The organism is Streptosporangium sp. NPDC049078, from assembly GCF_040648855.1.
Classification (GTDB): Bacteria; Actinomycetota; Actinomycetes; order Streptosporangiales; family Streptosporangiaceae; genus Streptosporangium.
Genome location: NZ_JBEZEL010000010.1, coordinates 234,452 through 260,205, shown reverse-complemented (window position 1 = coordinate 260,205; position 25,754 = coordinate 234,452). Strand labels below are relative to the sequence as shown.

General features: G+C 71.4%; 24 protein-coding genes. 19 read left to right on the top strand and 5 right to left on the bottom strand.

Going from position 1 to position 25,754, the window contains the following annotated elements; genetic code table 11:
- The first annotated feature begins 11 nt into the window (after positions 1-11).
- From AB0B90_RS19230 to AB0B90_RS19215, 4 genes are all read left to right on the top strand, one after another.
- Positions 12-890 (top strand): phosphoribosylaminoimidazolesuccinocarboxamide synthase, encoded by an 879-nt coding sequence (locus tag AB0B90_RS19230; RefSeq protein ID WP_362923772.1) that lies wholly within the window; start codon positions 12-14, stop codon positions 888-890.
- The gene (locus AB0B90_RS19225; protein ID WP_350949636.1) at positions 877-1,581 is read left to right on the top strand and encodes an SDR family NAD(P)-dependent oxidoreductase; all 705 of its coding nucleotides are present in this window, start codon (positions 877-879) and stop codon (positions 1,579-1,581) included. The genes AB0B90_RS19230 and AB0B90_RS19225 overlap by 14 nt, the downstream gene beginning before the upstream one ends.
- Before the next feature lie 17 nt (positions 1,582-1,598).
- Positions 1,599-2,489 carry an ATP phosphoribosyltransferase gene (gene hisG / locus AB0B90_RS19220; protein ID WP_350949637.1) on the top strand — a complete coding sequence of 297 codons (891 nt, stop codon included), beginning with the start codon at positions 1,599-1,601 and terminating at the stop codon, positions 2,487-2,489.
- Between the two features lie 104 nt (positions 2,490-2,593).
- Positions 2,594-3,835: an MFS transporter gene (locus AB0B90_RS19215; protein WP_350949638.1), complete on the top strand. Its 1,242-nt coding sequence runs from the start codon at positions 2,594-2,596 to the stop codon at positions 3,833-3,835.
- 10 nt (positions 3,836-3,845) lie between these two features.
- Here the strand turns inward: AB0B90_RS19215 and AB0B90_RS19210 are convergent, their stop codons facing one another.
- Positions 3,846-4,796, bottom strand: a complete 951-nt coding sequence (locus tag AB0B90_RS19210) for a LysR substrate-binding domain-containing protein (RefSeq protein ID WP_350949639.1) — start codon at positions 4,794-4,796, stop codon at positions 3,846-3,848.
- Between the two features lie 73 nt (positions 4,797-4,869).
- On the opposite strand from AB0B90_RS19210, the gene AB0B90_RS19205 reads away from it, so the two are divergent.
- Entirely contained in the window at positions 4,870-5,874 is a 1,005-nt protein-coding gene (locus AB0B90_RS19205; protein ID WP_362923769.1) for a DMT family transporter, read from the top strand.
- A gap of 101 nt (positions 5,875-5,975) precedes the next feature.
- Here the strand turns inward: AB0B90_RS19205 and AB0B90_RS19200 are convergent, their stop codons facing one another.
- Together AB0B90_RS19200 and AB0B90_RS19195 are read right to left on the bottom strand one after the other, a co-directional pair.
- On the bottom strand, positions 5,976-7,229 hold the full coding sequence (locus tag AB0B90_RS19200; protein WP_362923767.1) for a dihydrolipoamide acetyltransferase family protein: 1,254 nt from the start codon (positions 7,227-7,229) through the stop codon (positions 5,976-5,978).
- 63 nt (positions 7,230-7,292) lie between these two features.
- On the bottom strand, positions 7,293-9,497 hold the full coding sequence (locus tag AB0B90_RS19195; protein ID WP_362923765.1) for a thiamine pyrophosphate-dependent enzyme: 2,205 nt from the start codon (positions 9,495-9,497) through the stop codon (positions 7,293-7,295).
- A 321-nt stretch (positions 9,498-9,818) separates the two neighbouring features.
- On the opposite strand from AB0B90_RS19195, the gene AB0B90_RS19190 reads away from it, so the two are divergent.
- The 14 genes from AB0B90_RS19190 (at position 9,819) to AB0B90_RS19125 (ending at position 24,126) form a co-directional block, all read left to right on the top strand.
- A complete protein-coding gene (locus AB0B90_RS19190) occupies positions 9,819-10,349 on the top strand; it encodes a VOC family protein (protein ID WP_350949643.1) in 531 nt (176 codons plus the stop codon).
- Positions 10,346-11,047 carry a GntR family transcriptional regulator gene (locus AB0B90_RS19185; protein WP_350949644.1) on the top strand — a complete coding sequence of 234 codons (702 nt, stop codon included), beginning with the start codon at positions 10,346-10,348 and terminating at the stop codon, positions 11,045-11,047. Before AB0B90_RS19190 ends, AB0B90_RS19185 begins: the two co-directional genes overlap by 4 nt.
- Positions 11,048-11,200: 153 nt before the next feature.
- On the top strand, positions 11,201-12,262 hold the full coding sequence (locus AB0B90_RS19180; RefSeq protein ID WP_350949645.1) for a sugar ABC transporter substrate-binding protein: 1,062 nt from the start codon (positions 11,201-11,203) through the stop codon (positions 12,260-12,262).
- Between the two features lie 85 nt (positions 12,263-12,347).
- Positions 12,348-13,898 carry a sugar ABC transporter ATP-binding protein gene (locus tag AB0B90_RS19175; protein ID WP_350949646.1) on the top strand — a complete coding sequence of 517 codons (1,551 nt, stop codon included), beginning with the start codon at positions 12,348-12,350 and terminating at the stop codon, positions 13,896-13,898.
- Positions 13,895-14,962 (top strand): ABC transporter permease, encoded by a 1,068-nt coding sequence (locus AB0B90_RS19170; protein WP_350949647.1) that lies wholly within the window; start codon positions 13,895-13,897, stop codon positions 14,960-14,962. The genes AB0B90_RS19175 and AB0B90_RS19170 overlap by 4 nt, the downstream gene beginning before the upstream one ends.
- Positions 14,959-16,023, top strand: coding sequence for an alcohol dehydrogenase catalytic domain-containing protein (locus AB0B90_RS19165; RefSeq protein WP_362923762.1), 1,065 nt, complete (start codon positions 14,959-14,961; stop codon positions 16,021-16,023). The genes AB0B90_RS19170 and AB0B90_RS19165 overlap by 4 nt, the downstream gene beginning before the upstream one ends.
- Complete coding sequence (locus AB0B90_RS19160; RefSeq protein ID WP_362923760.1) at positions 16,020-16,904, top strand: NAD(P)-dependent oxidoreductase; 885 nt, start codon at positions 16,020-16,022, stop codon at positions 16,902-16,904. Before AB0B90_RS19165 ends, AB0B90_RS19160 begins: the two co-directional genes overlap by 4 nt.
- Positions 16,901-18,148: a Xaa-Pro peptidase family protein gene (locus AB0B90_RS19155; RefSeq protein WP_350949650.1), complete on the top strand. Its 1,248-nt coding sequence runs from the start codon at positions 16,901-16,903 to the stop codon at positions 18,146-18,148. The genes AB0B90_RS19160 and AB0B90_RS19155 overlap by 4 nt, the downstream gene beginning before the upstream one ends.
- A 24-nt stretch (positions 18,149-18,172) precedes the next feature.
- Positions 18,173-19,036 carry a TIM barrel protein gene (locus AB0B90_RS19150; RefSeq protein ID WP_362923758.1) on the top strand — a complete coding sequence of 288 codons (864 nt, stop codon included), beginning with the start codon at positions 18,173-18,175 and terminating at the stop codon, positions 19,034-19,036.
- A gap of 3 nt (positions 19,037-19,039) precedes the next feature.
- Positions 19,040-19,759, top strand: a complete 720-nt coding sequence (locus AB0B90_RS19145) for a glucose 1-dehydrogenase (protein ID WP_362923756.1) — start codon at positions 19,040-19,042, stop codon at positions 19,757-19,759.
- 3 nt (positions 19,760-19,762) lie between these two features.
- Entirely contained in the window at positions 19,763-20,794 is a 1,032-nt protein-coding gene (locus AB0B90_RS19140; protein WP_362923754.1) for a medium chain dehydrogenase/reductase family protein, read from the top strand.
- The gene (locus AB0B90_RS19135; protein ID WP_350949654.1) at positions 20,791-21,876 is read left to right on the top strand and encodes an NADH:flavin oxidoreductase/NADH oxidase; all 1,086 of its coding nucleotides are present in this window, start codon (positions 20,791-20,793) and stop codon (positions 21,874-21,876) included. The genes AB0B90_RS19140 and AB0B90_RS19135 overlap by 4 nt, the downstream gene beginning before the upstream one ends.
- Positions 21,873-23,300 carry an NAD-dependent succinate-semialdehyde dehydrogenase gene (locus AB0B90_RS19130; RefSeq protein WP_362923752.1) on the top strand — a complete coding sequence of 476 codons (1,428 nt, stop codon included), beginning with the start codon at positions 21,873-21,875 and terminating at the stop codon, positions 23,298-23,300. The genes AB0B90_RS19135 and AB0B90_RS19130 overlap by 4 nt, the downstream gene beginning before the upstream one ends.
- A 22-nt stretch (positions 23,301-23,322) precedes the next feature.
- Positions 23,323-24,126 (top strand): SDR family oxidoreductase, encoded by an 804-nt coding sequence (locus AB0B90_RS19125; protein ID WP_362923750.1) that lies wholly within the window; start codon positions 23,323-23,325, stop codon positions 24,124-24,126.
- 88 nt (positions 24,127-24,214) lie between these two features.
- Here AB0B90_RS19125 and AB0B90_RS19120 read toward each other — a convergent pair whose 3' ends face one another.
- On the bottom strand, positions 24,215-25,057 hold the full coding sequence (locus AB0B90_RS19120; protein ID WP_350949657.1) for an alpha/beta hydrolase: 843 nt from the start codon (positions 25,055-25,057) through the stop codon (positions 24,215-24,217).
- Positions 25,054-25,647 (bottom strand): WHG domain-containing protein, encoded by a 594-nt coding sequence (locus AB0B90_RS19115; RefSeq protein WP_362923748.1) that lies wholly within the window; start codon positions 25,645-25,647, stop codon positions 25,054-25,056. The genes AB0B90_RS19120 and AB0B90_RS19115 overlap by 4 nt, the downstream gene beginning before the upstream one ends.
- Positions 25,648-25,754 lie beyond the last annotated feature (107 nt).

The window sequence follows — 25,754 nt, the reverse complement described above, 5'->3', positions numbered from 1 at the left end:
CTCCGGAAACCGTGAATAAGATCGAGGGCTTAATTTCCGAGACCGTAGCGGCGGCCTGCGAGCAGGGTCAAGTGAACCTTCTTCTAGGTTTACAACGCCTGGATAAGGGTGCGACGGTCGAAGCGGTGGGTCGAGCCGAACTCCGATATGGAGGCGATGTGGACCACGGATCGAGTCGGCGAATTCCGATCTCCGAAATACCCGGAACGGTACAGCCGGATATCGTCGGGCGCAGTAAACGGCTGTGGCGGCTGCCCGAGGGCCGATGTCTGGTGCAGATAGTCCCCAGCCTGCGCAGTTTCACATACCAGCGCGACGAAATGGTGGAGCGTACCGGGCCGTTACGGCTGGCTTTTTATGAAAAAGCTGCGGCCCGGATCGAGGCGGCGGGGGTGGCGTGCGCGTTCCGTGAGCGGGTCGGCCCCGACTCCTACCTCGCCGACTACTGCCCGGCCCCGCCCTTCGAGGTCATCGTGAAGAACCGGGCCACCGGGTCAACCACCCGCAAGTACCCCGGCCTGTTCGAGGACGGTGCGCCACTGCCGCGCCCGGTCGTGAAGTTCGACTACCGAATCGACCCCGAGGACCAGCCGATCGGCGAGGACTACCTGCGCGTCCTCGGACTGCCCGTCGAGGAGATGCGCGAGCGCGCCCTGGCCGTCAACGAGACACTGCGCTCCTGGCTGCACCCCGTGGACCTCTGGGACATGTGCCTCATCTTCGGCGTCACCGCCGAAGGCGGCCTCACCGTCATCTCCGAGATCTCACAGGACTGCATGCGCCTGCGGCACGAGGACGGGTCCCCGCTGGACAAGGACCTGTTCCGTGACGGCGTCGACGCCGACGAGATCGTCAACCAGTGGAGTCGCATCCTCGATGTCATCAGATGACGGCCGGGTGGCGCTGATCACCGGCACCAACCGGGGCAGCGGCCGGGCCATCGCCGAGGAGTTGCGCGGGCGCGGGTTTCGCGTCTTCTCCCTGAACCGCTCCCTCGCCGGCGCGGACTGGCTCGGCGAACGGCGCTGCGACGTGTCGCGGCCCGCGGAGATCAGATGGGCCGTCGCCGACGTCCTGGCCGCGACCGGACGGCTGGACGTCTGCGTGTCCAACGCCGTCGACCGGGTCCTGGACCCGATCGCCGACCTGCGCGAGGCCGACTGGGAACGCCTGGTGGCGATCAACCTCAGCGCCTGCTTCCACCTCGTTCAGGCCGCGCTGCCGGCGCTGCGAGCCCGCCGCGGCGTCTTCGTCGCGATGGGCAGCCACGCGGGCACCCGCTACTTCGAGGGCGGGGCCGCCTACAGCGCGACCAAGGCCGGGCTGAAGGCGCTGGTGGAGACGCTGCTGCTGGAGGAGCGGCGCAACGGCGTACGCGCCTGTCTCGTCTCGCCCGGCGCCATCGCCAACCTCGACGGCGACACCGACCCCTACAAGATGAGCACCCGCTCGATCGCCCGCTGCGTCGGCAGCATCGTCGACTCCTGGCCCACCGACCTCGTCGTCGGCGAGATCGAGGTGCGCCCCGCCGACCTGGCGACGCCGCCGATCACCGGTATCGACCGGCTGTTACACATCTGACGCGCGGAGGAGGAAGCATGATCTCGCTTGCTCTGCCGACGGGATCCCTGGAACGGCGGGCGCTGGAACTCTTCGCGGCCGCCGGTCTCGACGTACGACGACCCTTTGAGCGCTCCTACCGGGGCACCATCGAGTACGCGGGCACCGCGCAGGTCGCGTTCTACAAGCCGCGCGAGATCCCGCTCGTCGTCCAGAACGGCTCGTTCGACGTGGGGCTCACCGGCGCGGACTGGGTCGAGGAGACCGGCGCCGAGGTCGAGGTGGTCGAGTCGTTCGACTACTCCCGCAACACCGAGAGGCCATGGCGGCTCGTCCTCGCCGTGCCCGCCGACCACCCGGCGACCAGCGTGGCCGACCTCGCCGACGGTGTCCGCGTCGCCACCGAGTACCCCAACATCGGCCGCCGATTCTTCCAGCACGCCGGACGGCGCGCCGAGGTGGTCGTCTCCTACGGCGCCACCGAGGCCAAGATCCCCGAGCTGGCCGACGTGATGATCGACGTCGTGGAGACGGGACACTCCCTGCGGCAGAACAACCTGCGCGTCATCGAGACGATCCGCACCTGCGGCGCCCAGCTCGTCGCCAACCCCGCCGCCTACGCCGACGAGAGGCGACGCGCCGTCATCGGGAAGGTCGCCCGGCTGCTGCGCGGCGCCTGGGTCGGCCCGGCGAACGTGCTGCTCACCGTCCGCGCCCCCGCCGAGTGCCTGCCGCAGGTCACCTCGGCCATGCCGGGGCGCTCGTGGCGGGCCGGGGCGGAGCTGGGCGACGAGAACATGGTCGTCCTGCAGGGCGTGCTGCCGAGCCGGGACGTGCCCGAGACGATCGACGTCCTGCTGTCGGCCGGCGCCGTCAACGTCACCGAGACCGGAATCGGCATCCTCGCCACGAACGCGACGCGGCCGTGACGCCGGCCCGTGCCGCGTCGCCGTACAGGCCGCGCCGAGTTGACCAGCACACGAGGGCACGACGAGCATTGAGCCGCCGCGACGTCGTGTGAAGGAGAGAGCGTGTGAAGTCTGAGCCGGCCCCGGACGCGCCCGTGCAGCCCGGGCGGCGCTCGACGTGGGCGACCATCGGCGTCGTCTACCTCGGCGGCGTCGTCGCCGCGATGAGCCTGGGCAAGTTCGCCCCCGTCGGGCCGGCGGTGACCGGCCAGCTGTCGCTGTCGTTGTCCCAGCTGGGCTGGGTCATCTCGGCGGTCGTCGGCGTCGGCGCAGCCTTCGGCCTGCCCGGCGGCTACCTGATGCGCCGCGTCGGCGCGCGGGGGGCGCTGGTGTACGGCCTTGCGCTGATCGCCGTGGCGGGCGCGGCGAGCGTCCTGGCCGGCGACTTCGCCTGGCTGCTCGTCGCCCGCGTCGCCGAGGGCTTCGGCTACCTGCTGGTCACCATCGCCGGGCCGGTGCTCGTCCTGCGCCTGGCCGACGAACGCGACCGCAGCGCCGCCCTGTCGGTCTGGGCCACGTTCGTGTCCGTGGGCCTGTTCGCCAGCACGCTCGTCGGCGGCGCGGCCGGCGACGCCTTCGGCTGGCGCGGCTGGATCGGCCTGCTCGCCGCTCTCACCCTTCTCATGGCGGTGGTCCTGCAACTGCGGCTGCCCCGCACCGGGGCGGGTCCGCGAGCCGCCGCCGGGCCCGTCCCCCGGCTGCGTGCGCTGCGATGGCCGGGCGTGCTGGCCTTCTCGTTCTGCCTGACCGCGCTGGTGACCATCCCGGTGATCGTGCTGCTTCCCACGCTCCTCATCGAGCAGCACGACAACTCGGCCGCCGCCGCCGGCGCGAGCACCTCGGTGATCTCGCTGCTCAGCGCGGTCGGCGGGCTGCTCGTCGGCATGCTGCTGCGTCGCGGCACCCGGGTCGGCGTCCTCGCGCTGTTCGGCCTGCTCGCCGTGCCCGCCGCCTGGCTCGTCTACGGCGGCGGCCCGCTCGCCGGCGTGCTCGCGGGCGCCGGGACGCTCTCGCTCGCCAACGGGTTCCTCGCCGCCCTCGTCTTCGCCGCCCTGCCACTGATCCTGGAGCGGCTCGACCACGCCGACGTCGGCAGCGGCCTGGTCGCCCAGGCGGGCAGCCTCGGCTCGCTGCTCGGCCCGCCGATGTTCGGCGAGGTCGCGGCCGCCTTCGGCTTCGCGGCGCTCGCGCCGGTCATCGCCGTCGGGCTCGTCGCCGCCGTCGCCGCACTGCTGCTGGCCGGCGGCCGCGCCGCGGGGCGTCAACGGTGGGTGGCCGGAGCAGGGGAGAAAGGCGTCGCGGGCTGAAGGTCGATCGTCAGGAACGCCGGGCGGGTGGTCTGGAAGGCTGCCACAGGTCGAGCCTGTGCACCTGGTCCGTCACGGCTGTCAGGAGGGCGCTGAGTGCGGGAGCGGGGGGCGTGTCCCGGGTGGCGGCGACCAGGCGGCGTTCGAGGGTGGTTTCTGCGATGTCCCTGAACGCGAGCGCGGGGTCGTGGCCGGGCAGGGTCAGGGCCGGCAGCAGGGCGACGGCCGCCGCGGCGCGGACGAGTTCGAGCTGGACGTCGGCGTCGTTGGAGCGGTGGCGCAGGTCCGGTTCGTAGCCACCGAGGGTGCGGCAGGTCCCGATGACCATGGCGTGGTGGCCGGTGCCCTCGGCGGAGGCGGTCCAGATGTCGGATCGCAGGCCGGTGACCGGGACGGGTCCGCCGGGCAGGGCGAGTGGGTGCGCGGCCGGGAGCACGATTTTCAGCGGCTCTTCGAGCAGGGGCGTGAAGCGCAGGCCGGCCGGGCGCGGGCGGGGGTGGCTGTCGTACTCGTCGCCGATGACGAGGTCGACCGTGCCGAGGCGCAGGCCCGGCAGGGACTGTTCGAGTTCCAGCTCGAAGATCTCCACACGGACCCGCGGGTGGCCGGCCTTCATACGGGCCAGTGCCGGGATGAGGAGACGGCGGGCGGCCGACTGCAGACCGCCGGCGCGGACGGTGCCCCGGATGTCGCCGCCGAGGCCGGCCAGGTCCGCTTCCGCCGCTTCGGCGGCCGACAGCAGCACCCGTGCGTGCTGGACGAGCAGCTGTCCGGCGTCGGTGAGCCGCACACCCCGACCGGCTTTGTCGAGCAGCCGGGCACCGACCTCCTTCTCCAGCAGGGCGAGCTGCTGGGAGACCGTGGACGGGCTGTAGCCCAGAGCCGCCGCGACCGCGGCCAGGGTGCCGCGCTCCTCGAACTCCCGCAGGAAGCGCAACCGCCGAAGATCCAGCTCGATCATGCGAGAATCCTAACGATTCACCTCCAGAAATCATCGCTGGACCCAATGAGTCGGGACCTCGATCCTGGTACGCATGGGTGCAGCACTATGTCTTCTGTCCGCGGCCTGCTTCGGCGCGATGGCGATTTTCGGCAAACTCGCCTACGACGCCGGCGTCTCGCCCGAGGCGCTGCTGCTGGTGCGCTTCACCCTCGCCGCCGTCCTGCTCGGGATCGTCGTGCTGGTGCGGCCGGGACTGCGCCGCGCCGCCTCCGGTCCTCCCCGGCAGCGGGCGAGCGGCCGGCCGGCGATGACGCGCGGCCGGGTACTGTTGATCGCCGTCGGCCTGGGCGCCATCGGGTACGCCACGCAGGCGAGCCTGTTCTTCTCCGCGCTGCGGCTGATGGACGCCTCGCTGCTGGCCCTGATCCTCTACACCTACCCGGTCATGGTCACCGTGACGGCGGTGCTGCTCGGCCGTGACCGGCTCACCCTCGCGCGCGCAGCCGCGCTCGCGGCCGCCTCGGGCGGAACACTGCTGGTCCTGCTCGGCGCCGGCGGCATGAGCTTCCACCCGCTCGGGGCGCTGCTCGCCTTCGCCTCCGCGGTCACGTACACCGTCTACATCCTCGTCGCCGACACCGTTGTGCACCGGCTGGCGCCCGTGGTGCTGTCCGCGCTGGTGATGACCGGCGCGGCCGGCACCCTCACCGCCCGTACCCTGCTCACCGGCGGCGTCGACCTCGGCTTCGGGGCGTCGGGATGGTTCTGGCTCGCCGCCATCGCCGTGGTCTCCACCGTCGTGGCGATGCTGACCTTCTTCGCCGGGCTCAAGCGCATCGGCCCGTCGGCCGCCGCCATCCTGTCCACCTTCGAGCCCGTGGTCACCGCCGCACTGGCCGCGCTCGTCCTCGGCGAATCCCTGACCCCGGTGCAGCTCGCCGGCGGCGCGCTTGTGCTGTCCTGCGTCGTCGTCCTGCAACTCCGACGCCAGGACCGGGGCCCGCGCCCGGCGCCCGACCGGCCCGGCCCGGAAAACCGCCGGGGCTTGGATTCCGCACGAGAGGACCGCACCGAGCCGGTCGGCCTGGCGCCGTGAAGCGTGACCTCATGGGTTCACGGCGCTGAATCCTCGTCGGCAGGTGGCGGCTGGGCCGGGACGGGGCGGCGCGAAAAATCGCCACTCGCATCCCGGCCCCTTCAGGCGAGGATGCGGACCGGATTCTCGATCAAGGACAGGAATTCGCCCATCCAACGGGCCGCGACCGTGCCGTCGATCGGGCGATGGTCGATCGAGAGGACGAAACGGATCGTGGCGCCGGGGACGACCACGTCGTTCTCCACGACGGGCTCGGTGCGGACGGCACCGACCGACAGGATCGAGGAGTGCGGCGGGTTGATGATCGCGGTGAACTCCTCGGTGCCGTACATGCCCAGGTTGGTGACGGCGACGGTGCCGCCTTCCAGGTCACCCTGGCGCAGGCGGCCGGTACGGGCGCTGTCGGCGTGGCGGCGGGTGGTCTCCGCGACCACGCTGATCGGCATGGTGTCGACCGCGCGGAGCACCGGGGTCACCAGGCCGGTGTCGGTGGCCACGGCGACCGCCACGTCCACCTGCGTGAAGCGGCGGACGGCCTCCGGGGTCCAGATCACGTTCATCTCGGGGACGAGCCTGTGGGCACGGGCGACCGCCTTGACCACCAGGTCGTTGACCGAGATCTTGGGTGATCCCGGCTGGTTGAGCTGCGCCCGGACGGCCAGCAGCCCTTCGGCGCGGGCGGTTCCCCTGACGTAGAAGTGCGGCGTGGTCTGCTTGCTCTCCACCAGGCGGGTGGCGATGGCGCGGCGGATCCTGCTGTGCGGGATGTCCTCGTGGTCCCCGGCCTCCGGAGCCGCGACAGGCGCGGGGGCGGGGGTGGGGGTGGGCTCGCTCGCGCGGGCCAGTGCCTCCTCGACGTCTCGCCGCAGGATCCGGCCGGCCGGTCCGGTTCCGGGAATCCGGTCGATCGCCAGACCGCCCTGGCGGGCCAGCCGCCGGGCGAGCGGGCTGGCGTAGACCCGCTGCGGCGTGCCCGGTTCCTCCGGTACGGGGTGCCCGTTCACGGCGGTGGGCTGCGCCGGGGGGGCGTCCGGTTCTGCGGCGGATTCCGTGGCGGGCTCCGTGGCGGGCTCTGCGGTGGGTTTGGTGACGCCGAGTCCGGCGAGGAGGTCCTCGATGTTCTCCGGCGGTTCCCCGGGCGCGCCGAGCAGGGCGATGGGCGTGCCGACGTCGACCTCGGTCCCGGCGGGGACGAGTCGCTTGAGCAGGACGCCGTCGCTCTCCGCCTCGATCTCGATGGACGCCTTCGCCGTCTCGATGACGACGATGGCGGTGCTGACGGAGTAGGGGGAGTTCTCGGCGATCGGCCATTCCGACACGACGGCGCTGGTGGCACCGGCCGCCGGTTCTGGCATGCGAAGAAGAGTGGCCATTGGTCCTGGTCCCTGGTTCGTGGTGCGGGAGATCGGAAGGTGGGCTCAGTGCCGGGGCGCGAGCGTGCCGTCGGTGGTCATGCGGCGGAAGGCGGCGGCGACCTCCTCGGTGCGGGCGATGGCCGCCCGTTCGAGGACCTTGCTGATGCTCGGCGACGCCTCGCCGCCGGTCACCCGCTGTACCGGGTGGTCGAGCCAGTCGAAGTAGCGGCGCTGGATCTCGTCGGCGAGCCAGCCCCCGTAGGAGGTGCCGACCGCCCCCTGCTCGACGATGAGCACGGTGCCGGTCTTCATCACGCTGGCGCCGATGGTGTCCCAGTCGATGCTGGCCCTGTCCAGCCAGCGCAGGTCGATGATCTCGGGGTCGATCTCACCGACCTGCTCGGCCGCCTCCAGGCAGTGGGCGACCATCGACAGGTAGGAGAGCACGGTCACGTCCCGGCCCGCACGGCGCACCGCGGCGCGGCCGACCGGGATGTGGTAGTCGAGGTCGTCCATCGGCCCGGTGCCGGTGCTGGTGTACAGGTCGACGTGCTCGATGACCACCACGGGGTCGTCGCAGCGGAGCGCGGTGTTCATCAGGCCCACGTAGTCGAAGGGGGTGCTGGGCGCGACGATCCGCCACCCCGGCGCGGTGGCGAAGATTCCGGCCGGGTCCATCGAGTGCTGCGAGCCGTAGCCGGTGCCGGTGCCCACCTTGCTGCGCAGCACCAGCGGTACCGGGTGGTCGCCGCCGAACATGTGCCTGGCCTTGCCGATCTGGTTGAACAGCTGGTCGGCCGCCACCCAGAGGAAGTCGGCGTACATGAACTCCACGACCGGGCGGTAGCGGCCGTCCATGGCCAGTCCGCCGGCCAGTCCGGCGAACGCGTTCTCGCTGATCGGGGTGCCGAGAACCCGGTCGGGGAAGGCGTCGGCCAGTCCCTTGGTGGCTCCGTTGGTGCCGCCCTTGAGGCGGTGCACGTCCTCGCCCATGACGACGACGGCGGGGTCGGTCTCCATCCGGCGGGCCATCACCTCGGCGACCACGTCGACGAACTCGCGCTCGTCGAGCCGGCCAGAGAATGTGGCCTCCTCCTCGTAGCGCACCTCGGAGCCGAACTCCGACAGGTCGCCGCGTACGCCGACGTCACGAAAACCGGGCTCGGGCCACTCCGACGGGCGGATACGGCGCTGGCCGGGCTTGCCGCCGGGGAGAGGTTCGAGCAGTCGGTCGCCGATCGCCCGCATCATGGCGGCGGCCTGGTCGACGGCCCTGCCCGCCTCCTGGTCGGTGAGCGCGCCGCGCCGGAGCAGGTGGCCGGTCATCAGCGTGATGGGGTCGCGCTGCCGCCACTGCCGCTCCTCCTCCTTGGAGCGGTAGCCGAACGCGCTGCCGGGGAAGGGGCCGTTCTGGTGGTAGTACCGGTACAGGTCGGCCTCGATGATGACCGGCCCGTTGCCCGCCCGCATGTGGGCCAGCGCCTCGCCCATCGCCAGGTGGACGGCGAGTGGATCCATGCCGTCCACCCGCCAGCTGGGGATGGCGAAGCCGAGACCGCGCACCGAGAGCCGAGGTTCCGCGGTGACCTCGCGGACGTGGGTGGAGACCGCGTACTGGTTGTTCTCGATGAAGAAGCAGATCGGCAGGGACCAGGCGGCGGCGAGGTTGAAGCTCTCCAGCACCGAGCCGATGTTGGCGGCGCCGTCACCGAAGTAGGCGACCGAGACCGCGTCGGTGCCGGCCCGCCGGTGTGCCCACGCGAAGCCGGCCGCCTGCGGGACGCCGCCGCCGACGATGGCGTTGGTGCCCATCGCTCCGGCTTCCGGCCACTGCAGGTGCATGGATCCACCCCGGCCCCGGCAGAAACCGCGGGCCAGCCCGCAGATCTCGGCCAGCGTCCGGGTGAGCAGGTCGGTGACCGGGGCGGGCAGGTCGCCGCGCGGGTCCCAGCCGCCGGGCAGCACATGTCCCAGCGCCTTGGACAGGAACTGGTGGTGGCCCCGGTGGGATCCGGTGATGGTGTCGGCCGAGGTGAGGGAGAGGATCGACCCGACCGCCCCGGCCTCCTGACCGACGCTGGAGTGGGCGGGCCCGTGGACCAGTCCGGACCCGGCGAGTTCGAGGACGTACTCCTCGAAGGCGCGGATCAGCACGAGTTGCCCGAACATCGCGCGCAGCAGGTCGGGGTCGGCCGCGTCCCAGTCCGCCTCCGTGGTGGTCAACTCCAGCCAGGGGGTGGGCGCGGCGAGGTCCTGGTGTTTGGTCATGTGTGTTCTCTTCCAGGTGGACAAGCCAGAGGCCGGGCAGGTTCCGGCGCGGGGGCGCCGGCGCTCTGCCGGGCGACCGGGACCGGTCGGCCGCACCCCCTCCGCGATCCGCGGTTGTTACCGACCATCGCACAGATTGGATCCGATCTCACACTACCGTTATGCCTTCGTAACGGAAGAATGTGCTCTCAACATTGACTTTCCATACTTTGGGCGACCAAGCTACCGATCCACCAGGCCGTATTGGATCCATACTCGGTGAAGGTGCGGCAGTGGAAACTTCCAAGAAACAGATCGTCAACGGATTCGGAGGTGGGATACATGGCTGAAGGGGGTGCCCCTGGGTTGCCGGGGCTCGTCGGCCTGGACCATGTCGGTCTGACCGTTCCCGACATCGACCAGGCCACCGAGTTCCTGGTGGACGTGCTCGGGTGCGAGTACCTCTACCCGCTCGGCGCCAAGTCCGACGACGGGGACTGGATGACCACCCATCTCAACGTGCATCCCCGGGCCCGGGTGGACAAGCTGCGGTTCTTCCGCTGCGGCAACCAGCCGGTCTTCGAGGTCTTCGAGTACGAGGCCCCCGACCAGGCGCAGACCCCGCCGCGCAACAGCGATGTCGGCGGTCACCACCTCGCCCTGTACGTGGAGGACATCGACGCCGCGGCGGACTACCTGCGCTCCCGCGGTGTGACCGTGCTCGGCGGCCCCACCGCCAGCGACGGCCCGCACGCCGGGCAGCGCTGGATCTACTTCCTCGCCCCCTGGGGTGCCCAGTTCGAACTGGTCTCCTACCCGCGCGGCCGGGCGTGGTACCTGCGGGAGGAACAGAGCCAGGCGGTGGGCGGATGACCGGCCTCACCTCGGGCCTGGAATCCGCGGACGACAAAACGGGCGCCGCCACCAGCGTGATGAGCCACCAGATCGCCGAGCACCTGCGCGAGCAGATCCTGTCCGGGGCGCTCAAGCCGGGCGCCAGGATCCGTCAGGAGGAGGTCGCGAAGGACTTCGGCGCCAGCCGCCTGCCGGTGAGAGAGGCGCTGCGCATCCTGCACTCCCAGGGCCTGGTCACCCTCAAGGCCAACAGCGGCGCCTGGGTCTCGGAGATGAACGCGGCGGAGTGCGACGTCACCTACAAGATCCGCGAACGGCTGGAACCGCTCGCGCTCACCGAGAGCATCCCGCACCTGCCGGCCGAGACGATCCGGCGCCTGGAGCGGATCCAGGACGAGATCGAGGCCAACACCAGCCTGGACAGGTTTCTCCACCTCGACCGTGAACTGCACCTGCTGTCCTACTCGGGGAACCCCTACAAGGAGCTCCGGGACATGATCGAAAGGCTGTGGAACATAACCCAGCCGTACCGGCGCGCGTACGTCGAACGCGCGGGCCACGAACGGGAATGGGTGATCAACGCCGAACACCGACTGCTCATCGACGCGATCCGGCGCGCCGACACCACGGACGCGGAGCGTCTGCTGGCAGGGCACATCCGCAGGACCCGGATCGCACTCCTACCGGTCATCGAACGCAACTCCACGGGCCGCTGAGCCACACCGGACGCGGCTCCACCCGCGTCCGGCACGCTGCGGCGAAAGGTGACTCCGGGACCAGAACTCCCGGACGCGCCCTCCACATGGCCGTCCCGCAACGAACGGTCAGTACACGAAGAACGACATCACCACCCAAGCAAAGCAGGTCTCATGTCATACCACATCACAACGGGCAGGCGTGTACTGACCCTGTTCGCCGCGGCAGCCCTCACCCTCACCGCATGCTCCTCCGGCGACACCACGGCCACCGGCGACGGCGCGGCCTCCGGCGAACCGGCCGCCGCCGACAGCGGCGAGATCGGCTTCTCCGAGTCCTTCCTCACCGACGCCTTCCAGGTCCAGCTGGTCAAGCAGCTCGGCGAGCAGGCCACCGCGGCCGGCGTCAACCTGCTGCCCGCGGTCAACGCCGACGGCGACGCGGCCAAGCAGAACGCCGACATCACCACCCTGCTCGGCCGGGGCGTCAAGGGCCTCATCGTGGTCCCGGTGGACAGCAAGGCGGTCGCCCCCGCCATCGGCCGGGCCAACGACAAGAACGTCCCCGTGGTCACCGTCGACCTGGGCGCCGACTCGGGCAAGATCTACATGGTGGTCCGCGCGGACAACGTCTTCATGGGCACGGCCGCCTGCGAGTACATGGGCAAGCAGATCAACGGCGAGGGTACCGTCCTCGACCTCCAGGGCGACCTGGCCACCCAGAACGGCCAGGACCGCAGCAAGGGCTTCACCACCTGCATGGCCGAGAAGTTCCCCAACGTCAAGGTCATCTCCAAGCCGATGAACTGGAAGCCGGACGAGTGCGCCACCCAGGCGCAGACGGTGCTCAGCACCGAGAAGCTGACCGGCCTGTTCATGGGCAGCGAGTCGGTCTGCCTGGCCGGAGTCCAGCAGGCGCTGCGCAAGCAGGGCAAGCTCACCAAGGTCGGCGACCCCGACCACATCGTCACCGTCGGCATCGACGGCTCCAAGGCGGCGCTGGAGGCGGTGCGGGAAGGCACCCTCGACGCCGTCGTGTCACAGCCGCTGGACCTGTACGCCAAGTACGGCATCCAGTACATCCAGGATGCGATCGCGGGCAAGACCTACCAGCCGGGCCCCACCGACCACGACAGCACCATCGTCGAGGTGGGGGAGTCCCTCCAGGACCTGCTTCCCTCGCCCACGGTGACCAAGGAGAACGTGGACGACCCCAGCCTGTGGGGCAACGGCTGACCCCCCTCCCGGTGATCTCCGGTGGCGCGCCCGCGGGCCCGTCGCCGGAGACGATCCAGAACCCAAGGAAGGAGGGCGCGGAGCAATGCCACAGGCCCCTTCAGAACAGGCCGGCGCGGAGCAGGCCATCGTGATGGACCAGGTGTCCAAGGCGTTCGGGCCGACCAAGGCGCTGTCGGCGGTGTCCCTCACCGTCAACCGGGGCGAGTCACGGGCGCTGATCGGCAAGAACGGGGCGGGCAAGTCCACCCTGATGTCGATCCTCACCGGCCTCACCCAGCCCGACAGCGGCTCGGTCCGGGTGCTCGCCGACGGCGACGCCACGGGAACCGCCGGCGTCGGATGCGTCTACCAGCGCAGCACGCTGGTCCCCGCCGCCACCGCCGCGGAGAACATCGCCCTGGCCAGGTTCCCCCGCTCTCGGGCAGGTTTCATCCGCTGGTCCGAGGTGCAGCGGCAGGCCACCGAACTGCTCGCCGAATGGGAGTACGCGCACCTGGCCGACACCCCGGTCGAACAGCTGGAGCCGCTGGAACGGAAGGTCGTCGAGATCTGCCGGGTGCTCTCCCAGGGCCCGCGGGTGCTGCTCTTGGACGAACCCACCGCCGGTCTGGACCGAGGCGCCTCGCAGCGCCTGTTCCACCACATCGAGAAGGCCCGCGCCCGGGGCGTGACGATCATCTACGTCTCCCACCACCTGCACGAGGTCTTCGAGGTGTGCGACTCGGTCACCGTGCTGCGCGACGGCTGGACGGTGCTGACCGAGCGGCTCTCCCGGATGACCGTGCCCGACCTGGTGGACGCGATGGTCGGCGAGGCGGCGGCCGGTGCGGGCGACGGCCCGCACGCGGCCAGGGCCGAACCGACCCTGCCGCCCGTCCTGGTCGCCTCCGGCGTCACCGCACCCAAGGTGAGCGACGTGGATCTGGCCCTGCGGCCGGGCGAGTGCGTCGGCCTGACCGGCCTGGACGGCGCCGGGCACATGCAACTGGCCGAGGTGCTCACCGGCCAGCGCCCGGCCGAGTCGGGCGCCGTCACCCTGGACGGCAGGCCGCTGCCGCTCGGCGACATCAGCGGCTGCATCCAGGCCGGCATCGGCTTCACCCCGGAGGACCGGCACATCAGCGGCTACGTGCCCGGGCTGAGCGTGGCCGAGAACGCGACCCTGAACATCATGCCGCGATTCGTCAACAGGTTCCGGCTGATCAACGGCAGGAAGCGGGACGAGTTCTACTCGCGGCTGGCCGGGGAGTGGCACATCAAGGCCTACGGCGCCACCCAGCCGACCGAGGAACTCAGCGGCGGCAACCAGCAGAAGGTCGTGCTGGCCCGCTCGGTGGCCGCCGACCCCAAGGTGCTGGTCCTGGTCAACCCCACCGCCGGGGTGGACGTGTCCGCCAAAAAGTCGATCTACGACACCATCGAGGAGCTCCGCGCGGACGGACGGGCCGTGCTGATCGTGAGCTCCGACGACGCGGACCTGGAGATCTGCGACCGCATCGTCGTCATGGTCCACGGGGAGGTGTCGACGGAACTGCGGCACCCCTTCACCGAAGGCATGATCGCCGCGGCCGTGCAGGGTGACGGCACCGCCGAGCCGGACCGGCGGCCGTCTGGAGAGGAAGATTCACAGTGAGTGCACTATCCCCGAAGAAACCGGCGCCGGAGTCGGTGGCCGCCGCGCCGTCGTCGCCGTCGTCACCTTCGCCGCCGGCCACCCGGCGGGCGCGCAGGTCCGTCGACCCCGTCGTGCTCACCCTGCTGCCCATCATCATCCTGGCGGTGATCGTGGGCGCCGTGGTGAGCCCCGCCTTCCTCACCACCACCAACATCATCGACAACATCATCACCACCTCGGCCGTGCTCGGCGTGCTGGTGATCGCGGAGAGCCTCATCCTGATCGGTGGCTACTTCGACCTGTCCCTTGAGGCCACCGTGGGTTTCGCGCCGATGCTGCTGGCCGTGCTGGTCTCCGGCGTGGCCGACAGCGGGTTCGGGCTGCCGTTCTGGGCGGGCCTGCTGATCATGATCCCGGCGGTGTTGCTGATCGGCCTGGCCAACGGGCTGATGATCGCCAAGCTGAGGCTCAACGCGTTCATCGTGACCCTGGCCATGCTGATCCTGCTGCAGGGACTGACCATCGGCCTGTCCGGAGGACAGACCTACGCGATGCTGCCCGATGCCATGACCTACCTGGGCGACGGCGTCATCCTGGGCCTGCCCGTGCAGGCGTGGATCTTCGTGCTCGCCTTCGCCGGCGCGTACGTGTTCATGAAGCTCACCCCGACCGGCCGGAGCATCTACGCGATGGGCGGCAACCTGGAGGCGGCGAGGGCCGCCGGGATCAAGACCACCCGGCTCACCATCGGCGTGATCGTGGCGGGCAGCCTGCTGGCCGCCCTGGCCGGGCTGATGCTGACCGGCAGGATCGCCTCGGTGACCGCCAACCAGGGCAACGGCCTCATCTTCACCGTGTTCGCCGCCGCCGTCATCGGCGGGATCAGCCTCAACGGCGGCCGGGGCAACCTGATCGGCGCCGCTCTGGGCGTGATCCTGCTCGGCGTCATCCAGAACATCCTCACGCTCTCCAACGTGCCGTCGTTCTGGATCAACGCCGCGTACGGGGCGATCATCCTGGCCGCGCTGCTGGTCGGCTGGGTCTCCACCCAGCGCTTCTCGGGCCGAAGGACACCGGCATGAGCGCCGGACAGTGGCCCGCGGGCACCATGCCCGCCCTGGTCTTCACCGCCCCGGGGGTCCTCTCCGTGGAACGGGTGCCCGTGCCGGAGCCGGCCGCGGGCGAGGTCCTGGTACGGGTGGCCTACCTCGGGATCTGCGGGACCGACGTGCACCTGCTCGACGGCAGCAGCGCGTACGTGTCGAGCGGGCTGACCCACTTCCCGATCAGGTTCGGCCACGAGTGGGCCGGCGAGGTCGTCGCGGTCGGGCCCTCGGTCCCCGCCGACCTGGTCGGCGAGCGGGTGGTGGGTGAGCCGTTCCTGTCCTGTGGCCAGTGCCTGACCTGCCGCGGCGGCCACTACAACCTCTGCCCGGACCGGTACGAGCTGGGTGTGCGCGGGGCGGTGCCCGGCGCGGCGGCCCGCTACCTGCGGATTCCGGCCGCCAACGTGCACGTGGTGCCCGCCGGGGTGGAGAGCGCGCACGCGCTGCTGGCCGAGCCACTGGTGACCGTGCTCAGCGCCTTCGAGGAGGCCGCCGCCCAGCCGGGCGAGCCCGTCGCCGTGCTGGGCACCGGCACCCTCGGCCTGCTCGCGGTGCAGGTCGCCGCCGCCATGCGCAGCCCGGTGGACGTCATCGGCATCGACCCCGAAGGGCTGAAGATGGCGCTCCGGCTCGGCGCCCGGGCGGCCTGGACGCCGCAGGACGCGCCGAGCGACGCCTACCAGGTGGTGATCGAGGCCACCGGGTCCGCCGCGATCGGCCCGGTGCTGACCAGGGTCGCCGGCATCGCCGGGCGCGTGCTCCAGGTCGGCATCCCGGGCCGTCCGGTGGACGGGGTGGACCTGGCGGCCTTCGTCACCAAGGGCCTGCGCCTGTCCGGTGTGCTCGGCGGCGTCGACCTGATGCCCCGGGCACTGCACCTGATCGCCGACGGCGCGGTTTCCCCCACCGCGCTCATCGAGCGGGTGTTCCCGGTGGCCGGGGCGCGCGAGGCGTTCGACCGGATGCGGGAGGCCGGCCGGGCCCGGCCCAAGCTCGTCATCGATCTGTCGGAACTCCAGGGGGAGGAACCCGGATGAGTGAGAAGACCACCGTCGGCTGGATCGGCGCGGGACGGATGGGATCGGCGATGGTCCGCCGGCTGCTGCTCGCCGGTCACCCGGTGACCGTCTGGAACCGCACACCGGCCAAGGCCGAGCCACTGCGCGAGGCGGGGGCGCGGCTCGCCGCGGAGCCGGGGGAGACGGCGACCGCCCAGGTGACCGTCACCAGCCTGGCCACCTCCGCCGACCTGGAGGACGTGGCGCTCGCGCTGCTGGCCGCCGAGCACCGCCCGTCGGTGCTGGTGGACACCTCCACCGTGTCGGTGGAATCCTCCCGCCGGGTGCGGGAGGCGGCGGCCGAGGCGGGGGTGCCGTTCCTGTCCGCGCCGGTCAGCGGCAACCCGTCGGCCATCGAGGCGGGCACCGCGTCGTTCGTCTGCTCGGGCTCGCCGGAGGCCTACGACCGGGCGCGGGGGGTGCTGGAGGCGATCGGGCGGGCCGCCACCTACGCGGGCGCGGGCGACGAGTCCCGGCTGCTGAAGATCTGCCACAACCTGCTGCTCGCCATCACCACCCAGGGCCTGGCCGAGGTCGTCGTGCTCTGCGAGCGACTCGGCGTCGACCGGGGCACGCTGATGGAGTTCCTCAACGAGAGCGTGGTCGGCTCGGCGTTCACCCGCTACAAGACCGAGGCCGTCCGCACGATGGACCTCACCCCCACCTTCACCTCCCGGCTGCTGCTCAAGGACGTCGACCTCGGCCTGGCCGAGGCGACCGCCGGGCAGGTGCCGTTGCCGCTCGTCGCCATGGTGCGCACGCTGCTGGTCGCCGCCCTCGCGCAGGGGCACGGCGAGGAGGACTTCCTGTCGCTGCTGGCCGTGCAGGAGAAAGCGGCCGGAAAAGGAGTAACCGCATGACCTTGGACCCGAACGCCATCGGCGCGCCCGGCCACATGGGCGTGGACTTCGAGACCCGGGTGGACTTCACCCGGCTCCGCGACTACCGGCTGGCCCGCGCCCGCGCCGCGCTGGAGGCCTCCGACCTCGGCGCGATGCTCGTCTTCGACGTCAACAACATCCGCTACCTGACCGGTTCGGTGATCGGCGAATGGTCGCGGGACAAGATGACCAGGTACGCCCTGCTGATCCGGGGCCGCGAACCCATCCTGTGGGACTTCGGCTCGGCCGCCAAGCACCACAAGCTGTACGCGCCGTGGCTGCTGCCGGACAACTGCCGGGCCGGCATGGTCGGCCTGCGCGGCGCGGTCGCCCCCGAGGTCGGCCTGTTCACCCGCGCCGTTCAGGAGATCAAGGACCTGCTGGTGGAGGCGGGTCAGCAGGACGCGCCGGTCGGCGTGGACATCGCCGAGCCGCCGCTGCTGTTCGCCATGCAGCAGGCCGGCCTGACCATGGCCGACTGCCAGCAGGTGATGCTGGAGGCCAGGCAGATCAAGAACATCGACGAGATCCTGCTGCTGAACCAGTCCGCGGCCATGGTGGACGGCGCCTACCAGCGCATCGCCGAAGCGCTCAAGCCGGGCATCCGGGAGAACGACCTGGTGGCGATGGCCAACGCCTACCTGTACGAGATGGGCTCCGACGACGTCGAGGCGATCAACGCGGTCTCCGGCGAGCGCTGCAACCCGCACCCGCACAACTTCACCGACCGCATCATCCGGCCGGGCGACACCTGCTTCTTCGACATCATCCAGTCCTACAACGGCTACCGGACCTGCTACTACCGCACGCTCAACGTCGGCTCCTCGACCCCGGCCCAGCGGGACGCCTACACCAAGGCCAGGGAGTGGATCGACGCCGCGATCGAGCTGGTCAAACCCGGCACCTGGACCGACGAGATCGCCCGCGCCTGGCCGAGGGCGCAGGACTTCGGCTTCGCCTCCGAGATGGACGCCTTCGGCCTCCAGTTCGGGCACGGCCTCGGGCTCGGCCTGCACGAGCGGCCGATCATCTCACGCCTCAACTCGATCGAGCACCCGGTCCAGATCGAGGAGGGCATGGTCTTCGCGCTGGAGACCTACTGCCCGGCGAGCGACGGCAGGTCCGCCGCCCGCATCGAGGAGGAGGTCGTGGTGACCCGCGAGGGCGCGAAGGTCATCACCCTCTTCCCCGCGCAGGACCTCTTCGTCGCCAACCCGTACTGAAGGACCGGTTAGGAGTCAAACCCCATGCCCCACCCCGACCTGCTGGCCACCTGCTGGACCACCGCGGGAGACGCCGTCCCGTTGCCCGGCCGAGACGCCAGCCCCATCCCTCTGCCGGTACGGATCGAGCAGGCGGCCCACGCGGGTTTCGCCGGCTTCGGGCTGATGCACGTCGACCTGGAGGAGTTCCTCCGCACCTCCGACCTGCCGACGCTGCGGCGGATCCTCGACGACAACGGCATCCGCCACCTGGAGCTGGAGTTCCTGACCGACTGGTGGCTGGACGAGGAGGAGAGGGCCGAGTCCGACCGCGTCCTGGACCTGCTGGTGAAGGCGAGCGAGGCCCTCGGCCCGCACCACGTCAAGATCGGCCCGGACATCACCGGCGGCCCGTACGAGCTGGAACGTTCCGCCGCCGGGTTCCATCGGGTGAGCGAGGCGTTCGCCCAGGCCGGGACCACCGTGGCGCTGGAGTTCATGCCGTTCTCCAACATCGACACCCTGGCCAGGGCGGTCGAGCTGGTGACCACCGCCGGCCACCCGGCCGGAGGTCTCATGCTCGACCTGTGGCACGTCGAGCGCGGGGCCGCCACCTTCGAGGAGCTGGCCCGCCTGCCGATCGACCTGATCAAGGGCGTCGAGCTGGACGACGGGGCCGCCGAGCAGATCGGCGACGGCTACACCGACACCGTGCTGCGGCGGCGCCTCTGCGGCCAGGGTGACTTCCGGGTCACCGAGTTCATCGGCCTGCTGCGGGGCCTCGGCTGGAGCGGGCCGTGGGGTGTGGAGATCCTCTCCGAGACCTACCGGGTGCGCCCGCTGGAGTCGGCGCTGCCGGAGGCGTACACGACGGCGGCCCGGCAGTTCGAGCTGGTCGAAGGAGCCTGAGCCATGCCACTCACCGACAAGATCTCCATCGTCACCGGCGCCGCCAGCGGTATCGGCGCGGCCACCGCCGAGCGGTTCGCCGCCGAGGGCGCCGTCGTCTACGCCGCCGACATCGCCGCGCGGCCCAGGGACGAGGGGAGCACCCACCACCGCAGGCTGGACGTCGCCGACCTGGACTCCTGGGCCGCCCTCGTCGCCGAGATCACCGACCGGCACGGCCGCGTCGACGTCCTGTTCAACTGCGCCGGGTTCGTCGGCTCCTACGACTCGCTGACCGAGATCGACCTGGACGACTGGCACCGCATCGTGGCCGTCAACCAGACCGGCGTCTTCTACGGCATGCGCTCGGTGATCCCGGCGATGCGGCAGGCCGGGGGCGGGGCGATCGTCAACATGTCCTCGGCATGGGGGCTGATCGGCTCGGCGGGGGTCGCCGCGTACCAGGCGGCCAAGGGGGCCGTCACGGTGATGACCAAGAACGCCGCCATGTCCTACGCCACCGACGGCATCCGGGTGAACTCGGTCCACCCCGGGCTCATCACCACGCCGATGACCGACGCCCAGGATCCGGAGATCTCCGCCGACCTGGTAAAGCAGACGCCGCTCGGCCGGGCAGGCCGGGCCGACGAGGTCGCCGCCGCCGTCCTGTTCCTCGCCTCCGACGAGGCGTCCTTCATCACCGGGGCGCAACTCGTCGTCGACGGCGGCCTGATCGTGCACTGAGCCATGACGATCTCAGAAACCTCGCGCAGGGCCGTGGTGGTCCACCGGTCGGACGGCGGCCTGACGGTCAGCTGCGACCTGCTGCCCGTCCCGCCCATGGAGGACGCCGCCCTGCGGGTCCGTCCCGAGTACGTCGGCATCTGCGGCTCCGACCTGGAGCAGCTCTCCGGCGGGATGGACCCCGGCTTCGAGGTCCGCTTCCCGCACGTGCTCGGCCACGAATGGTCCGGCGTGGTCGTCGAGGCCGGCCCCGCCACCTCCCGGTTCCGCCCGGGGGACCGGGTGATAGGGCACGGCGCGCTCGGCGGCAACATCTGGTTCGGGGTGTCCACCGACGGCGCGATGGCCGACACCTTCCTGGTCCCCGAGGCGATGTGCTTCGCCGTCCCGCCCGCCGTCTCCTCGCTGCGCGCCGCCCTGGTCGAGCCGCTCGCCTGCTGCCTGCAGGCGCTGCGCACGGCGGGCGGGGCCGACGCCGGTCACACCGTGGCCGTCTTCGGGTGCGGTGCCATCGGCCTGTCCATGGTCGGCCTGGCCCGCACTCTCGGCGCGCGGGTGGTGGCCGTGGACCGCAGCCCGTACCGGCTGGACCTGGCCGCGCGGCTGGGCGCCGACCACCGCGTCGAGGCCGCCCCCGGTGTGGACGTGGCCGCCGCCGTGCTGGACGTGCTCGGACCGCGCGGCGCCGACCTGGTCGTGGAGGGGTCGGGCGCCCCCGCCGCGCAGGCCGCCGCCTTGGACGTCACCGCCCAGGACGCCAGGGTGCTGTTCATGGGCCTGGCGCACCGGCGCTCCGAGCAGGTGTCGCTGCACCAGATCCAGAACCGCAACCTGCGGTTGTCGTCCTCCACCGGCGCGCCGCCGCAGATCTGGGAGCCCACGCTCCGGCTGCTCGACCGTACCGGCCTGGACCTGTCACCCATGGTCTCCGACGTGTTCGCCTTCGAGGACTGCGCCGCCGCCGTCGCGGCCGCCGGCGACGCGGGCGGCCACGCCAAGGTCATGCTCAGCCCGGACGGAGGTGGGCACCGGTGAGCCCGCTCTTCACACCGCTCACCCTGCGCGGCCTGACCTTCCCCAACCGCGTCTGGATCTCCCCGATGTGCCAGTACGCCGCCGAGGACGGCCTCGTGTCCGACTGGCACCTGGTCCACCTGGGCGGTCTGGCCACCGGCGGGGCCGGGTTGATCGTGGCCGAGTCCACCGGGGTCACCCCCGAGGGCCGGATCAGCCCGTACTGCGCGGGCATCTACAGCGACGAGCAGACCGAGGCGTGGGCGCGGATCGTCCGGTTCGTCCACCAGCAGGGCACGCTCATCGGCCTCCAGCTCGCGCACGCCGGACGCAAGGCGTCCACCTCCGCGCCATGGACCGGCGAGCGCCGGGTGCCCTACGCCGACGGCGGCTGGCCGACCGTCGGGCCCTCGCCGGTCCCGTACGGGGACCTGCCCGCCCCCAGGGAGATGACCGAGAAGGACCTGGCGGCGGTGAGGGACGCCTTCGCCGCCGGAGCGGAACGCGCCCTGCGCGCCGGTTTCGACGTGGTCGAACTCCACGCCGCGCACGGCTACCTGCTGCACGAGTTCCTCTCCCCGCTGACCAACCGGCGCACCGACCGCTACGGCGGTTCGCTGGAGAACCGGATGCGCTACCCCCTGGAGGTCGTCGCCGCCGTCCGCGAGGCGTGGCCGCACGACCGCCCGCTGCTGGTGCGCATCTCGGTCACCGACTGGGCGCCCGGCGGATGGGATCCACCGTCCTCGGTCGAGCTGGCCAGGCGACTCGCCGCGCTCGGCGTGGACCTGGTGGACTGCTCCTCCGGCGGGCTGCTCCCCGACGCCGCCATCCCGGCCGACGGCACCTACCAGACCGACCTGTCCGAGACGATCCGCTCGGGCGCGGGCGTACGCACCGCCGCCGTCGGCCGGATCGCCGACCCCCGGCAGGCCGAGGAAGTGCTCGCCACCGGCCAGGCCGACGCCGTGTTCATCGGCCGGGCCGCGCTTCGCAACCCGCGCTGGCCGCTGGCCGCCGCAGGGCAGGTCGGCGCCGACCTGCCCTGGCCGGTCCGGTACGAGCGAGCCAAACCCCGCCCCACTCCCGTGGAGAACCCGTGAAAATCAAATCCGAACTGTTCATCGGCGGCGAATGGGTCCCCGGGACCGACACGCTGCCGGTCCTGGATCCCGCGCTGGGCGAGCCGATCACCGAGGTCGCCGTGGCGGGCGAGCGCGAATGCGCCCAGGCGGTCGACGCGGCCGCCGCCGCCCTCGCACCGTGGGCCGCCCGTGCCCCCAGGGAGCGCGCCGAGATCCTGCGCCGCGCGTACGAGCTGATGACGGCGGAGGCCGACGACATCGCCCGGCTCATCGTCAGGGAGAACGGCAAGGTGCTGGCCGACGCCAAGGCCGAGGTCGTCTACGCCGCCGAGTTCTTCCGCTGGTTCGCCGAGGAGGCCGTCCGGGTCACCGGCGACTACCGGCTGGCCCCCGGCGGTGACAAGCGCATCATCGTCACCCACCAGCCGATCGGGGTGTCGCTGCTCATCACGCCGTGGAACTTCCCGGCCGCGATGGCGACCCGCAAGATCGGCCCGGCGCTGGCGGCGGGCTGCTCGGTGGTGCTCAAGCCCGCCACCGAGACGCCGCTCACCGCGCTGGCCGTGGCCGACGTACTGGCCCGCGCGGGGGTCCCCGACGGTGTGGTCAACGTGGTGGTCGCCGCGCCCACCGCGCAACGGGTCAGGGAGATGCTGCACGACCCCCGGGTCGTCAACCTCTCCTTCACCGGATCCACCGAGGTCGGCCGGGTCCTCCTGCACGAGGCCGCGGACCAGGTGGTGCGCACCTCGATGGAACTGGGCGGCAACGCGCCGTTCCTGGTGCTGGCCGACGCCGACGTCCAGGCGGCGGTGGAGGGCGCGATGATCGCCAAGCTCCGCAACGGCGGCGCGGCGTGCACCGCGGCCAACCGCTTCTACGTCCACCGCGCCGTCGCCAAGGAGTTCACCGCCGCGTTCGCCCACGCGATGGCCGGACTGAAGGTGGGCTCCGGGCTCGACCCCGCCAACCACATCGGCTCCCTGGTCTCCACGACCGAACGCGGCAAGGTCGCCGAACTGGTCGACCAGGCGGTCGGTGCCGGCGCACGCCCGGTCACCGGCGGGGCCATCCTGGACGGACCCGGGGCGTTCTACCCGCCCACCGTGCTGGCCGGCATCGAGCCGGACGCCGCCATCCTCGATGTGGAGATCTTCGGACCGGTCGCCCCCATCGTCGTGTTCGACTCCGACGAAGAGGCGGTGACCAGGGCCAACGCCACACCGTACGGGCTGATCAGCTACGTCTACACCGGCGACCTGCGCCGAGGGCTCCGGGTCGCGGAACAGCTCGACGCCGGCATGGTCGCCCTCAACCGGGGCGTGCTCTCCGACCCCGCGGCGCCGTTCGGCGGCGTCAAGCAGAGCGGGCTCGGCAGGGAGGGCGGGTTCGACGGGATCCACGAGTTCCTGGAGACCAAGTACATCGCCGCCGACATCTGAACCACACGAAACGGAGTAACTCATGCAAACCCACCTCGCGGGACGTAAAGTCCTGATCACCGGTGGCGCGTCCGGCATCGGCGCGGCGACCGTCCGCGCGATGCTCGCCGAAGGCGCCGACGTGGTCGCGGCCGACCACGACGCCGCCCTGCTCGACCAACTGGAGACCGACACCAAGGATCTGACCGGCACGCTGCGCTCGGTCCGCGCCGACCTGTCCACCCTGGACGGCTGTGAGAACGCCGTCACCGGCGCGCTCGACCACCTGGGCGGCCTGGACATCCTCGTCAACAACGTCGGCACCGGCAACGTCCGCACCTTCGAGCAGCTCACCGACGACGAGTGGCTGCAGACCATGAACCTCAACTTCATGAGCTACGTCCGGATCAGCCGCGCCGCCCTGCCCCACCTGCGGGCCTCCCAGAACTCACCGGCCATCGTCAACAACGCCTCCGACCTGGCCCGCCAGCCGGAGACCCAGCCCATCGACTACGCCGCCTCCAAGGCCGCCGTCCTCGCCGTCACCAAGGGCCTGTCTCGCGCGGAAGGCCCCCACATCCGGGTCAACGCCGTCGCCCCCGGCCCCATCTGGACCCCCTTCTGGACCAAGCCCGGCGGCTTCGCCGACAACCTCGCCATCCTGCACGGCAAGGAGCCCATGGCCGCGGTCGAGCACGAGATGCAACTCCGTCAACTGCCGCTGGCCCGCCTCGGCACTCCCGAAGAGGTCGCCAACGTCGTCCTCTTCCTGGCCAGCCCGCTGGCCGCCTTCGTCACCGGCGCCGTCTGGGGCGTGGACGGTGGAAGCATCCGCGCCCTCTACTAACCTCCGCGACCACACCGTCTCCGTGGCCGGGCGCCGCCCTTCTCGTCCCGTCCGGCCACGAGAGGCACCGGCCCGTACGTCATCGGCTTCAGCCGCTCAGCAGCTTGCGGAGCAGTTCGGCGAACTCGGTGGGGTGCGTGCTGAGTCCCGTGTGCCCGCCGGGGAAGTGAACGAGCTCCGTGCCGAACCGCTCGGCCAGGAAGGCGGCGGGACGGTAGGGCAGTTCGCCGCGTGAGTCTGCTCCGCCCGCGAGCACGAGCCGGTCCGACAGGGCCGCCAGGCGATCCACATCCGGGGTGTATGCCATGAAACTCGGCACGACGCGTCCGAGGAAGTAGGGCATGTTCGCCATCGTCCGCTCGGCTCGCGCGGCGGCCCGCGGTGGCAGCTCGACGGCCTTCTCGGCGGCGACGGGCCCCTCGTCGTCCGGCCGCCGCAGGCCCGCCGCGAACTCGGCCACCGCGGGCATCAACCCGTCTCGGCGGAAGGTCTCCTGGACGCGGGCGAGCAGTGCGCGGTGCTCGGCGGCGTCCGGCAACACCTCCACCACCGGCGGCTCGTGCGCGACCACGCGTTCGATCCGCTCGTAGTGGGCGCAGAGCAGATGCAGCGCGACGATCGCCCCCGAACTGCAGCCGACCACGCGGACGGGTGCGTCCGGAGACAGCAGATCCAGCAGCCGGAACGCGTCGTCGGCATGCTGATCGACCCGTTGAACGACCTGTGGGTCGTCCAGCGGGCTGCGGGACAGGCCGCGTGGGTCGTAGGAGACGACCGTATGATCGCCGGCCAGTTCGTCGGCGATGCCGTCGTAGGAGGCCGCGTCGCCGGCGCCGCCGGGGATCAGCAGCAGGAGGGGGCCGCTTCCGCGCACCTCGTAGTGCAAGGTGGCACCGTCCACGCGCAGGCGTCCGATGGTCGGGGTGGTCAACGGAGGTCTCCTTCGCCGGGTGAGGGCCAGCGCTCCAGGAGCGCGTGCAGGGCGTCCAGGCAGCGGGCCCAGGAACTCTCCGCCGGGCGCGCGTGCGCGAACCCGCCGGCGGCCTCCAGGCTGACGAAGCCGTGGAGCGTGCTGCGCACCAGCCGGACCGCGTCGGTCAGGTCGGGCTCGTCCAGCGCGTAGGCGCGCAGCATGCTGTAGGTCAGTTCGACCGCGCGACGCGGTCCGGGCGCTCGGAGCGCGAGCTCGGGATCGATCTGTATCGGGATCTGCGTCGCCGCGTACCGGCCCGGGTGGTCATGGGCGTACGCCCGCCAGGCGTTCGCGAACGCCACCAGCGCGTCCCTACCGGCCCGCCCGGCGGTGGCCTCGGCGATACCGATGGTCTTCTCGTCCGCCGCCAGCAGCGCGATCCGCCCGCGCAGGTCCTCCAGGCCGCGCACGTGCACATACAGGCTCGCGTCCTTCACCCCGAGCCGCCGCGCCACCGCCGACATGGTCACGTGGTCGATCCCGACCTCGTCCGCCAGCTCGGCACCCGCGAGCGTCACCCGGTCCGCCGTCAACCCGGCCCGCGCCATGCATCCACCCCCAGCGCCTTATGGTTCATAGGCTTAACCTAACATGCCTAGGATGTTCCTTGGGTTTGAAGGTGAGCGGATATGTCGTCATAAAGGTCCGTGCCTTC